The following is a 13,353-nucleotide window of genomic DNA, read 5'->3' as shown; positions in this document are numbered from 1 at the left end:
TACCTTTTCACGAACCGCAGGACAATGTGAGAATGGCATGGCAGTATGCCACTTCTTATTTTGACTTTTCTTCTATGTAGTATAAAGGGTGACAGCAAAAAAGTCAATTTTCAGACATAAATATCAGTAAACGCTATAGAGCTTTTATATCACAATGGCGTACAGAGCATGATATCGGACATAATGAAAAAAGACCGGCATTTTCTCAATACCGGTCTTTCATTTCTGCTGCTATACTGTACTGCTGTCCGCATAAAAACGATTATTTTGCGTAATCAGTTACGCGGGATTCGCGGATCACATTGACCTTGATCTGGCCCGGATATTCCAGCTCATCCTCAATGCGCTTGGAAATCTCACGTGCCATCAGAACCATGTCATCGTCACTTACCTGCTCCGGGATAACCATGATACGAACCTCACGGCCAGCCTGGATCGCGAAGGACTTATCAACTCCCTTGAAGGAATTGGTGATCTCTTCAAGCTGTTTTAATCGGTTGGTGTATGTCTCCACAGTTTCTCTTCTTGCGCCAGGTCTTGCTGCGGAAATGGTATCTGCAGCCTGTACCAGGCATGGAATCAGGCCCTGCGGTTCAACATCGCCATGATGAGACTCTACTGCATTGATGACAGTCGCAGATTCTTTGTACTTTCTGCAAAGGTCTGCGCCAAGCTGTACATGAGAGCCTTCCATCTCGTGGTCGATGGATTTTCCAATGTCATGCAGTAAACCAGCACGCTTTGCCAGACGCACATCTGCACCAACCTCTGCGGCCAGCAGACCTGCAAGCTGTGCAACCTCGATAGAATGCTTTAATGCATTCTGACCGTAACTGGTTCTGAATTTCATCTTACCAAGCAGTTTGATCAGTTCCGGATGGATGCCGTGGATGCCGACCTCAAGGGCTGCAGCCTCACCATCCTCACGCATATTTGCTTCAACCTCACGCTGTGCTTTTTCTACCATCTCTTCGATTCTCGCCGGATGGATACGTCCATCCACGATCAGGCGCTCCAGGGCAATTCTTGCCACCTCACGCCGTACCGGATCAAAACCGGATAATACGACTGCCTCAGGCGTATCATCGATGATGAGCTCCACACCAGTCATAGTCTCAAGGGTACGGATGTTACGTCCCTCACGGCCAATGATGCGTCCCTTCATTTCATCGTTCGGAAGCTGTACTACAGATACGGTAGTTTCAGCCACATGGTCTGCAGCACATCTCTGAATCGCAGTAACCACATACTCCTTTGCCTTTTTGTCAGCTTCTTCTTTTGCCTTGTTCTCCAGATCCTTGATCATCTTGGCAGTGTCATGCTTGACCTCCGCCTCAACAGATCTGAGCAGATACTCTTTTGCCTGTTCGGAGGTTAAACCGGAAATACGCTCCAGTTCCTGTATCCCTTTTTCGTAAAGGGCCTCAACCTCACCATTACGCTTGTTCAAGGCTTCCTCACGGGATGCAAGCCCGGCTTCCCGCCGTTCAAGGTTCTCTGTTTTTTTGTCTAAGTTTTCTTCTTTGCTCAGCACACGTCGTTCATAGCGCTGAAGTTCAGCTCTTCTTTCCTTTGTCTCTTTATCCAGCTCATTCTTAGTCTTTAAGGACTCTTCCTTCGCCTCCAGGAGAGCTTCTCGCTTCTTTGTCTCTGCCGTCTTTAACGCTTCATCTATTATTTCCCTGGCTTTTTCTTCCGCGGTTCCGATCTTGCTTTCGTAAGCATTTTTCCGATGCGCGGTCGCAACAGCCCAGCTAATAGGCGCCACAACACACAGTGTAATTACAACTGCTATTATCGTTGACACAGGAGCACCTCCTTATTTAGTTTTCATTGTACAACAATACAACACTACAATTTTAAACTGTTTTGTGCATTATGTCAATAACTCTGTAGAAGTTCATTACGCATCCCGCGTCACAAATCAGAAGAATTCCTCCAGTTCTTCCCGCATGCTTTCCATAGCCTTGCGGATGGCTTCCCCTGAAAATCCACGCCGTCCAAGAGCCCCCATAATGCGCCGGTACTCAGACGGCTCCATGCGCTTTCCGGGTTCATATCCTTTCTTCTCAAGAAGCTTTCGGATCTGGCTGTCCTCGTCCACCGTTTTCTCCTGAAGCTGCAGGTCGATGATCTCCCGGGATACCCCTTTGCGCTCTAAATCTGCCCGGATCTGGCGGCGGCTTTTGCGCGCGGCGCAGGATCGGATGTAGCGGTCCGCATAGGCTTCATCGTCTAAATAACGGTACTCCTTTAAAAAGAGTACCGTCTCGTTAATCTCTTCGGCGCTGTATTCGCGCTCTTTTAACTTCTGGCGCAGTTCCCGCTCCGTACGGTCACGAAACTCAAGGAGTGCGAGGGCACACTCCCGGACGGTTCTGTTCTGACTGCCTGTTTTCTTTGTGTTCTCGGCCGGATCCGGATTCTGCCGTTTTCCTGACTGCAGGTTTTCCAGGGACAGATTCTGCACCTGTACTTCTCCGCCCTGTATACTCCAGACCTTCATGCCCTTACTCTTCGTCTTCCAGGCCAGCCTCAGCGAATGCTGCGTCCTGTGCCTCTTCCTCGGCCGCGTTTGCCGCAAGGGCTGCTACAGTCTCGTCTGCCGGAAGACCATGCTTCTCACGTACCTTTGTCTCAACCTCGGCACAGACTGCCGGATGCTCTCTTAAGTAGGATTTGGCATTCTCACGGCCCTGGCCGATTTTGGCACCGCCGTAGGCATACCATGCGCCGCTCTTCTCCACGATGTCATCTTTCACGGCAAGGTCCAGGATGTCTCCCTCTTTGGAAATGCCCTGGCCAAACATGATGTCAAACTCTGCCTCTTTAAATGGCGGAGCAATCTTGTTCTTTACAACTTTCACGCGAACGTGATTACCGATCACCTCACCGCCCTGCTTGATAGACTCAACACGGCGCACATCCATGCGGACGGAGGAATAGAACTTCAGCGCACGGCCACCGGTAGTCGTCTCCGGATTGCCGAACATCACGCCGACCTTCTCACGCAGCTGGTTGATGAAGATGACACAGCAGTTGGACTTGCTGATGATACCGGTCAGCTTACGCAGCGCCTGGGACATAAGACGTGCCTGCAGGCCTACGTGGGAGTCTCCCATCTCACCGTCAATCTCAGCCTTCGGAACCAGGGCTGCAACGGAGTCCACGATGACAATGTCTACCGCGCCGGAACGTACCATGGTCTCGGTAATTTCCAGTGCCTGCTCACCGTTATCCGGCTGGGAAATGTAGAGGTTGTCAATGTCTACACCGATATTCTTTGCGTATACCGGATCAAGAGCGTGCTCTGCGTCAATGAAACCGGCAATGCCGCCGCGCTTCTGCACCTCGGCTACCATGTGGAGCGCCACGGTAGTCTTACCACTGGACTCCGGTCCGTAGATTTCAATGACACGTCCCTTCGGCACACCGCCAAGTCCCAGAGCAATATCCAGGCTGATGGAGCCGGTCGGTACAGTTTCAATATTCATATTGGTACCGGAATCACCGAGTTTCATGATGGAACCTTTTCCGTAGGATTTCTCAATCTGTGTAATGGCAGCGTCAAGGGCTTTTAATTTATCGTCTTTATTCATATTTTCCTCCAAATGCAGAACAAGCGCAGCTACAGTTGCTTTTGCAGCTGCGAACAAATGTTCTTTTCGATGTTCTAATCATAGTATAAACAAATCAAAATGTCAACAAATTACCATAAGTTTTTCCGGGATTCTGGCGAGATGCCGGATAGATTCTTTTGAAAAGGGACGGAGTGGAAGCGCCGTCCAGACTGCACTTTCACTATATCATGCCACAGGGCACCATGTCAAACCTTGAAAATGAAAAATAACCAGAAAAAAACCTGTGCCGTGATGGTTGCACAGGTTTCTTTTCTTACATATCGATTTCAAAAAAGTTTTAAGGAGTTCAGATGTTTATCTTTTTTCTGACTTTAGTATAACATATGCCTTACGAAAATGTTTGTATAATATTTAAATAGATTATGAAGATATTCTTAAATATGAAAAGCTCACCTTGCGCGCTTCCTTCGAATATCATAATACCAAAACAGCTTCCGAGGCTTCCCATGAGCCAGACTCCCTCTGCACATTTTCCTGTTTCCGGATCCGGCTCTTCCTGCCCTTCCGGGCGCGGCATCGGCGTAGCTGTGCTGGATACCGGCTGTTTTCCTCATGAGGATTACAGCAGACGGATTGCTGCCTTTTTCGATATGGTAAGGCGGCGCAGGCTTCCCTATGACGACAACGGCCACGGCACCCATGTCTGTGGCATCATCGGCGGGGACGGCAGCGCCAGCGGCGGCCTCTTCTGCGGTGTTGCGCCCGGCTGCCACCTCATTCCGGTAAAGGTACTGGACAAACGGGGCGGCGGCTATGTCTCGGATGTTCTTTCCGGACTGCACACCGTCCTTCAGCACCGGGACCGCTATAATATCCGCATTGTCAATGTCTCCGTTGGCTCCTTCTCCGGCCGGAACATGAGCGAGAATTCCGCCCTGGTACGGGGCGTGGAGGAAATCTGGGACGCCGGCTTTGTGGTTGTGGTAGCCGCCGGAAATATGGGGCCAGGATACGGGACCATCACCACCCCCGGCATCAGCCGCAAGGTTATTACCGTAGGCTGCTCCGATGATGACAAAGAAGTAAATGTCATGGGAAACCGCATGTCCGACTACTCCGGCCGCGGCCCCACGCGCTCCTGCATCTGCAAGCCGGATATCGTGGCCCCGGGCGCTGCCATCACAAGCTGCAGCAATCAGCCCGGCGGCTATGCTGTAAAAAGCGGCACCAGCATGGCCACCCCTTACGTATCCGGTGCCATTGCCCTGCTTTTGGAACAGCACCCGGAGATGTCGAACCGGGATGTAAAGCTTTTTCTGCGGGAACGCGCCGTAGATCTCGGCCTCCCCAGAAATCAGCAAGGCTGGGGACTTCTCGATATCCCCAGCCTTCTAAAATGAATTAGATAAGTCTGACTCTTAACACGCCCTCAATGGCATTTAACTTCTGCACCATGATATCATCCGGCGTATGCTCCAAATCCATCAGGGTATAGGCGAATTTATCGCGGCTTTTGTTGGTCATGTCAGAAATGTTGATCTTTCCGGCAGCCAGCACTCCGGTGATCTGGCCGATCATGTTCGGAATGTTCATATGTAATACCGCTACACGGCAGGCCGTCTTCTTCACGCCCATATCGCAGGCCGGATAGTTCACGGAATTGCGGATGTTGCCATTCTCCAGATAATCCATGATCTCCTGGACTGCCATCTTCGCGCAGTTGTCCTCGGACTCTTCTGTGGAAGCGCCCAGATGCGGGATTACGATGGTATTTTCCATAGCCACGGACTTCGGATTTGCAAAGTCTGTCACATATTTCTTCACCTTGCCGGACTTTAAAGCCTCAGCCAGGTCATCCTCATTTACCAGAACATCACGGGCAAAGTTTAAAATCACCACACCGTCCTTCATCTGGTCGATAGCCGCCTTATTGATCATGCCCTTTGTGGAATCCACAGCCGGAACATGCAGGGTAATGTAATCACATTCTTGGCAGATGGTATCCAGGCTAGTGGTATGCTTGACATCCCGGGACAGTCTCCATGCCGCGTTGACGGAAATGTACGGGTCATAGCCGTATACCTCCATGCCAAGAGCGATGGCCGCGTTTGCAACCTCAGCACCAATGGCACCCAGGCCTACCACGCCAAGCTTCTTGCCCTTGATCTCACAGCCGGCAAAGGCTTTCTTTGCCTTCTCTGCGGTTTTTCCGATGTTTGCGTCGTCTTTGTTCTCTTTGCACCATTCGATACCGCCTACGATATCACGGGAAGCCAGGAACAGTCCGGCAAGCACCAGCTCCTTTACGCCATTTGCATTAGCACCCGGAGTGTTAAAAACAACAATGCCTTCCTGTGCGCAGGCATCGAGCGGAATATTGTTGACACCGGCTCCTGCGCGGGCAATCGCCAGCAGGGAGTTGGAAAACTGCATTTCATGAAGGGATGCGCTGCGGACCAGAATGCCCTCTGCCTCATTTACCTCATCTGTGAGCTCATAGTCCTCTGTGAACTGGTCTGTGCCATATTGGGAAATGGCGTTGATGCAATGGATCTTTCTCATGCCTGATGCGCCTCCTCAAATTTCTTCATGAACTCCACCAGCTTCTCCACGCCTTCCATCGGCATGGCATTGTAAATACTGGCACGCATACCGCCCACAGTTCTGTGGCCTTTTAAGTTTACAAATCCGGCTGCTGTTGCCTCTTTGACAAACTCTGCATCCAGATCTTTGTCTCCAGTCACGAACGGAACGTTCATTAAGGAGCGGTCCTCTTTTGCCACGGTTCCCTTAAACAGTTTGCTCTGGTCTAGGAAATCATAGAGGATCTTTGCCTTCTTCTCGTTATACTCCTTCATGGCTTCCAGGCCGCCGCGCTTCTTTAACCATTTGAACACCTTGCCGCAGATGTAGATACCGTAGCATGGCGGGGTATTATAAAGAGATTTCGCGTCTGCCTGTACCTTATACTGACAGATGGTCGGGGTTCCCGGAAGGACATCCTCGGTGATGAGGTCTTCACGGATGATCACAATGACCACGCCTGCAGGTCCTACGTTCTTCTGGGCACCGCCATAAAGCAGGCCATATTTGGTCACATCTACCGGCTCAGAGAGGAAGCAGGAAGAGATGTCGGCCACCAGCGTTTTTCCCTTGGTATTTGGCAGGGTTTTGTATTTGGTGCCATAGATCGTGTTGTTCTCGCAGATGTATACGTAGTCCGCGTCGTCGTCAATCGGCAGGTCAGAGCAGTCCGGAATGTAGCTGAAGGTCTTGTCTTCACTTGATGCAACAGCCACTGCCTTTCCGTATTTCTGCGCTTCCTTGAATGCCTTCTTCGCCCACTGACCCGTGATGATATAATCGGCTACGCCGTTCTTCATCAGGTTCTGCGGAATGGCGGAGAACTGCAGATGGGCACCTCCCTGCAAAAACAGCACTTTGTAATTATCCGGAATATTCATCAGATCCCGAAGGTCCTGTTCCGCTTCTTCAATGATGGTCTCAAAGGCTTTAGATCGATGGCTCATCTCCATCACTGACATTCCGGTGCCTCTGTAATCAAGCATTTCTTCTGCGGCTTCCTTCAGGACTTCCTCCGGTAATACGGCTGGTCCTGCTGAGAAATTGTAGACTCTTCCCATTGTTTCTTCCTCCTTCTTTATAGAATAAGATTTTTCATAATAATATGATAACGATCCTACTTGATTTTCAGATCGGTGTCATCAAATGCATCCTGGATCGGTGCACCCGGTGATACCATCGGGTATACCTTGTCATCACAGTTGATCTGGCACTCGATGAGTACCGGAGCCTGTAATGCGATGGCTTCCTCCAGAACCGGTTTTAAATCTTCCTGTCTGGTCACGCGGTAAGCTTTCGCACCCATGGCCTCAGCCAGCTTCACGAAATCTACTGCGTCATTTAATACGGTATGTGAATAGCGTTTTCCGTAGAACAGGTTCTGCCACTGGCGAACCATGCCGAGCACATGGTTGTTCACCACAACCTGAATGATCGGGATGTTGTAGCGGGTCGCGGTGGCAATCTCATTCATGTTCATGCGGAAGCAGCCGTCTCCGGCAATGTTGAACACCGGGGTATCCGGATGTCCCATATCGCCGCAGGCCATCTTGGCTCCGATGGAAGCGCCAAGGCCGTAGCCCATGGTGCCAAGGCCGCCGGAGGTAAGAAAGGTTCTCGGCTTTCTGTATTTGTAGTACTGGGCAGCCCACATCTGGTGCTGGCCAACCTCGGTACAGATAATTGCGTCGCCTTTCGCCAGCTCATCAATGGTCTCCACGATAAACGGACCAGTAAGCTGGGTCTTGGCATAGCGGAGCGGATACATATCCTTCATCATCTCGACGTGCTGGAGCCAGTCCTCATGGTTCATCGGGTCCAGACGGGCATTGAGTTTTCTCAAAACCACCTTCAAATCACCGATGATGCTTGCGTGAGTATGAATGTTCTTGTTGATCTCTGCCGGATCCACATCGATCTGAAGGATCTTCGCATTCTTTGCGAACTTGGACGCGTTGCCGGTCACACGGTCACTGAAGCGGGCACCTGCCACGATCAGCAGATCACACTCACTGATGCCGAAGTTAGAAGTTTTGGTTCCATGCATGCCCACCATGCCGGTGTAGAGCTCATCGGTTCCGTCAAATGCGCCCTTGCCCATCAGGGAATCGGCAACCGGTGCCTGGATCTTGTGAGCCAGCACCTTCAGCTCTTCGGACGCGCCGGAAAGCACTGCGCCGCCGCCTACGAATATAAACGGCTTCTGGCTCTTGCGGATCATCTCAAGGGCAGTCTCGACATCCTCCTCACGGATGGTATCAGTCTGGCGTTCAATCGGTGCCGGTTCCTGCGGCGTATATTCATACTCTGCCGCAGTCACATCTTTGGTGATATCAATGAGGACCGGACCCGGTCTTCCGCTCTGGGCGATGGTAAACGCGCGGCGCACAGTATCTGCCAGCTTCGTGATGTCTTTTACAATGAAATTATATTTGGTGATCGGCATGGTCACACCGGTGATATCAATCTCCTGGAAGCTGTCGCGGCCAAGCAGGCTCACGCCAACGTTACAGGTGATAGCTACCATCGGGATGGAATCCATGAAGGCGGTAGCGATGCCGGTTACCAGATTGGTAGCTCCAGGACCGGAAGTAGCCAGGCATACGCCGACTTTTCCGGTGACTCTCGCATAACCGTCCGCCGCATGGGATGCGCCCTGCTCGTGGGAGGTCAGGATGTGGGTGATCTCATCCTGGTGCTTGTAAAGCGCATCATAGATATTTAGGATGGCTCCTCCCGGATAACCGAACACGGTCTTTACACCCTGTTCTTTTAAACATTCGATCAGAATTTCTGATCCATTCAATACTCTGGTTTCCGCCATGTTAAAACACTCCTTGTCTATCTCTGGTACGGTTTACATTCATTAGTTTCCCTTTAAGATCGCGCCCTTGTCCGCGCTGGTTACCAGTGCAGCGTAGCGCTTTAAGTATCCGCTTACCTCTTTGGTCTTCGGGGTCCAGTTTGCGCGGCGTCTTGCCAGCTCTTCATCAGATACCTTCATGTTGATGGTATTGGCATTGATATCGATGGCAATGATATCGCCCTCCTCTACCAGGCCGATCGGGCCGCCTGCTGCTGCCTCCGGGCTCACATGGCCGATGGATGCGCCTCGGGATGCGCCGCTGAAACGTCCGTCGGTGATCAGGGCTACCGTAGAGCCAAGACCCATGCCGACGATGGCGGAGGTCGGGTTTAACATCTCTCTCATGCCCGGGCCGCCCTTCGGTCCCTCATAACGGATAACAACCACATCGCCTGCCACGATCTTGCCGCTCTTGATGGCTGCGATAGCATCATCCTCACTGTCGAAGACACGGGCCGGTCCTTCATGCACCAGCATCTCCGGTGCTACTGCGGAACGCTTTACCACGCAGGAATCCGGTGCCAGGTTACCGCGCAGAACCGCGATACCGCCGGTCTTGGAATATGGGTTATCAACCGGACGGATGATCTCCGGGTTCTTGTTGACGCAGTCCTTAATGTTCTCGCCAACCGTCCTGCCGGTTACAGTCATGCAGTCCAGATTTAAGAGGCCAAGCTTGCTGATCTCGTTCATAACTGCGTAGATGCCGCCTGCCTCGTTTAAGTCTTCCATATAGGTATGTCCGGCCGGTGCAAGATGGCACAGGTTCGGAGTCTTTGCGCTGATCTCGTTGGCGATATCTACGTTTAACTCCACACCAGCCTCATGGGCGATAGCCGGCAGATGCAGCATGCTGTTGGTGCTGCATCCAAGAGCCATATCCATGGTCAGGGCATTGCGGAATGCTGCCTCAGTCATGATGTCTCTCGGACGAATGTTCTTCTTTAACATATCCATAACAGCCATGCCTGCATGCTTTGCCAGGACCAGACGCTCGGAGTAAACAGCCGGGATGGTGCCATTGCCCTTTAAGCCCATGCCGAGAACCTCGGTCAGGCAGTTCATGCTGTTTGCAGTGTACATACCAGAGCAGGAGCCACAGGTCGGGCAGACCTTGCACTCAAACTCTTTGACATCTTCCTCAGACATAAGGCCTGCCGCGTAGGAGCCAACCGCCTCAAACATGCTGGAAAGGCTGCGTTTCTCACCTTTTACGTGACCGGCTAACATTGGGCCGCCGCTGACGAACACGGTAGGAATGTTTAAGCGGGCTGCTGCCATTAAAAGTCCCGGTACGTTCTTGTCACAGTTTGGAACCATGACTAGCGCGTCAAACTGATGTGCCATAGCCATACACTCGGTGGAGTCAGCGATCAGGTCACGGGTTACCAGGGAGTATTTCATTCCCACATGGCCCATGGCAATACCATCGCATACTGCAATAGCCGGGAATACGATCGGGGTACCGCCTGCCATAGCAACACCCTGCTTTACTGCGTCTACGATCTTGTCCAGGTTCATGTGTCCCGGCACGATCTCATTGTAGGAGCTTACGATGCCGACTAACGGGCGCTCCATCTCTTCATCGGTTAATCCTAACGCACGGAACAGGGAACGGGCCGGTGCCTGCTGCATTCCTGCTTTTGCATTATCACTTCTCATATCTGACTCCTCCTCATGTGAACTTCTATATATTTTTACTGGATGTGTGCCGCGATCAGGTTACCCATTTCCATGGTTCCGACTTTTTTGCAGCCCTCGGAATAAATATCTCCGGTGCGGTAACCATCTGTCAGTACCTGCTGTACGGCTGCCTCAATGGCATCTGCCTCTTTATCCATATCGAAGGAATAACGAAGCATCATAGCTGCGGAAAGAACGGTCGCAATCGGGTTTGCCAGATCCTTGCCCGCAATATCCGGTGCGGAACCGTGGCTCGGCTCGTACATGCCGAATTTGGTCTCGTTTAAGCTTGCGGAAGAGAGCATACCGATGGAACCGGTGATCATGCTGGCCTCATCGGAAAGGATATCACCGAACATATTCTCGGTCAGAACAACATCGAACTGTCCCGGGTTCATAACAAGCTGCATGGCGCAGTTATCAACCAGCATATGCTCTAGCTTTACCTCCGGATAATCCTTAGCCACTTTCTCAACGACCTTTCTCCAGAGTCTGGAGGAATCCAGAACATTGGCCTTGTCCACGCTGATGACATGTTTTCTTCTCTTCATGGCAATGTCGAATGCCTTGATGGCAATGCGGCGGATCTCATTTTCGTTATAAGTCAGGGTATCCGTTGCCTGCAGAACACCATCTACCTCTTCGGTATGACGCTCGCCAAAGTACAGACCGCCAGTCAGCTCGCGCACGATGATCATGTCGAAGCCATCTCCGATGTTCTCTTTCTTTAACGGACAGGCATCTGCCAGTTCATTGTAAAGGTAAGCCGGGCGAAGATTCGCAAATAAATTAAGGCCTTTGCGGATTGCCAGCAGCCCCGCCTCAGGTCTTAAGTTCGGTGCCACATCGTACCATTTTGAATTTCCTACATTGCCGCCAACCGCGCCAAGTAAAACCGCGTCACTCTTCTTTGCGGTTTCCAGTGCCTCGTCCGTTAACGGAACTCCGTATGCATCAATGGAGCAGCCGCCCATCAGAATTTTTGTGTACTGGAAGGTATGTCCATATACCTCTCCTACTTTATCAAGGACCTTGCACGCCTCACGCACAATTTCCGGTCCGATTCCATCTCCAGGGATTGTTACGATATTACAATTCATGTTGTCTTACCTCTTTCTGATCCGCCTCTCTCTGATCGGGATCTTTGTATCTGACGGTGCTATACACAAACAATAACACGTTTCTTCTCATATTAACGCATTTATTTCCATTTTTCAACTAATCACTTCGAATTTATTCAGAAACATCTATACAAGATTGGAATCAGCCCCATAATTTTAAGTTATAAAATAGCACAAAAATATCGCCGTGAGGCATATCCTCACGGCGATGTTTTGATTTCACATTATCGTTTTTATGTCCTGGCGCTTTGTTTTCAGTCCTATTTGCGGCTGTCCCAGGCCCCATCTTTACCTACATAATAGCTTCCGATCGTTTCTTCCGTAGCCATAGCATGATCTTCCTTGAAATAGTACCACTTCCCGTCTATTTCCTTCCAGCCGGTCACAGCTGCTCCGCTGGCATCCAGATAATACCAGGTATGGTCCTGTTCGTGCCATTTGGATGTGGCCATAGTACCGTCCTCCTCGATCCAGAACAGCACATCTCCATTTTTGATCCAGGTATTTTTAGCCATCTTGCCATTGGAATAGTAATAATTCCATACACTTTCGCTGCGCTTCCAGCCGTTCTCCGCATAGCTTAAGAATGCAGAAGACAATGTAAGCAGCACCGCCATGCACAACACAGCCGCCCGTTTCATAACTCCCGTCATCTTCATCATAAAACAGCGCAGGATACCCCGACCTCTTAGGTCGTGGGAGGAATGCGCCCGTCGTTAGACGGCTCTCCTTTCTGTTAAATAATGCGTTCTCGTTGCAATGAACTTTAATTTTTTACAACTCAAACTACCTTTGTTTACTTTCTCTCCAGATAATGTCCGTATATCAAAAAATCCGCTTTGCCGTCGTCCGAAAACGAAATATCCTTTTCCCTGATATGAGACTTTATCGAATAACCGATAACCTTTTACCAGATATGTGGCTTGATTCTGTTTCCGTATTCCACCCTTCAAAACTGTTAGTTTGTGAATCTGACGGTTATGACAACGGACCTTCTTTTGATAGTAATACTCACCGTTTGAAGATGCCTCTGGATTACCACTGATACATCTTGCGTCAACATAGTGCTCTTTAGGCAAGTTATACGCAATACGAGTATGTTTCGTGATATATCCGTATGTGTTATGCACTGGGGTACCAACAGGTTCGTACTGTTGCTTTAGTGCTTCGTAGAAAGCCCATCGCATAATTCCCATAAATGCAGCATCCTTAAATCGCATACCGCGTTTAATGGCCTTTGGCAATTGTACGGTACCTTTGTGGTAACCAGTATGGCAGGTCTCACATAGTGTAATCAGATTGTTCGGGGCATTGCCCCCAGTCTTACGACTCCCAATATGGTGCACATTCAGAATTTTGTCCTTGGACTTACCCTTACAGCACTGGCAGATATGGCCGTCACGGAATAAAACATATTCCCTGACGTTCCAGAATTCTAGCTGATCACCTTGCTGATATTCCGCGCCCTGGATATCCGGGTTCTTGATCTTCTGGATATCAAAGGAAGCTGTCTCAACCA

11 protein-coding genes are annotated in these 13,353 nt (G+C 50.5%); 1 reads left to right on the top strand and 10 read right to left on the bottom strand.

The genetic code is table 11. The features are described from left to right. Positions 1 to 262: 262 nt before the first annotated feature. From rny to recA, 3 genes are all read right to left on the bottom strand, one after another. Positions 263 to 1,807: a ribonuclease Y gene (gene rny / locus DWY84_RS13035; protein WP_118533815.1), complete on the bottom strand. Its 1,545-nt coding sequence runs from the start codon at positions 1,805 to 1,807 to the stop codon at positions 263 to 265. A gap of 117 nt (positions 1,808 to 1,924) precedes the next feature. Continuing rightward, positions 1,925 to 2,506, bottom strand: a complete 582-nt coding sequence (locus DWY84_RS13030) for a regulatory protein RecX (protein WP_118533814.1) — start codon at positions 2,504 to 2,506, stop codon at positions 1,925 to 1,927. A 4-nt stretch (positions 2,507 to 2,510) separates the two neighbouring features. Beyond that, entirely contained in the window at positions 2,511 to 3,599 is a 1,089-nt protein-coding gene (gene recA, locus DWY84_RS13025; RefSeq protein WP_118533813.1) for a recombinase RecA, read from the bottom strand. Positions 3,600 to 4,087: 488 nt separating this feature from the next. Between recA and DWY84_RS13020 the strand changes: the two genes are divergently transcribed. Further along, positions 4,088 to 4,981, top strand: a complete 894-nt coding sequence (locus tag DWY84_RS13020; RefSeq protein WP_118533812.1) for a S8 family peptidase — start codon at positions 4,088 to 4,090, stop codon at positions 4,979 to 4,981. 1 nt (position 4,982) lies between these two features. Here the strand turns inward: DWY84_RS13020 and DWY84_RS13015 are convergent, their stop codons facing one another. The 7 genes from DWY84_RS13015 to DWY84_RS12985 form a co-directional block, all read right to left on the bottom strand. After that, entirely contained in the window at positions 4,983 to 6,143 is a 1,161-nt protein-coding gene (locus DWY84_RS13015; protein ID WP_118533811.1) for a phosphoglycerate dehydrogenase, read from the bottom strand. After that, complete coding sequence (gene serC, locus DWY84_RS13010; RefSeq protein ID WP_118533810.1) at positions 6,140 to 7,225, bottom strand: 3-phosphoserine/phosphohydroxythreonine transaminase; 1,086 nt, start codon at positions 7,223 to 7,225, stop codon at positions 6,140 to 6,142. Before serC ends, DWY84_RS13015 begins: the two co-directional genes overlap by 4 nt. A 56-nt stretch (positions 7,226 to 7,281) precedes the next feature. Beyond that, on the bottom strand, positions 7,282 to 8,988 hold the full coding sequence (gene ilvB / locus DWY84_RS13005; protein ID WP_118533809.1) for a biosynthetic-type acetolactate synthase large subunit: 1,707 nt from the start codon (positions 8,986 to 8,988) through the stop codon (positions 7,282 to 7,284). Between the two features lie 42 nt (positions 8,989 to 9,030). Continuing rightward, positions 9,031 to 10,692 carry a dihydroxy-acid dehydratase gene (gene ilvD, locus DWY84_RS13000; RefSeq protein WP_118533808.1) on the bottom strand — a complete coding sequence of 554 codons (1,662 nt, stop codon included), beginning with the start codon at positions 10,690 to 10,692 and terminating at the stop codon, positions 9,031 to 9,033. Between the two features lie 35 nt (positions 10,693 to 10,727). Further along, entirely contained in the window at positions 10,728 to 11,813 is a 1,086-nt protein-coding gene (leuB, locus tag DWY84_RS12995) for a 3-isopropylmalate dehydrogenase (protein ID WP_118533807.1), read from the bottom strand. 281 nt (positions 11,814 to 12,094) lie between these two features. Further along, positions 12,095 to 12,475, bottom strand: coding sequence for a hypothetical protein (locus DWY84_RS12990; RefSeq protein WP_207665133.1), 381 nt, complete (start codon positions 12,473 to 12,475; stop codon positions 12,095 to 12,097). Positions 12,476 to 12,550: 75 nt separating this feature from the next. Further along, on the bottom strand, positions 12,551 to 13,353 hold an 803-nt coding region (locus DWY84_RS12985; RefSeq protein ID WP_182434955.1), incomplete at its 5' end, for an HNH endonuclease.

The sequence above is a fragment of the Clostridium sp. AF27-2AA genome, assembly GCF_003478505.1.
Classification (GTDB): domain Bacteria; phylum Bacillota; class Clostridia; order Lachnospirales; family Lachnospiraceae; genus Brotaphodocola.
This window is presented reverse-complemented; position numbering and strand designations above follow the sequence as displayed.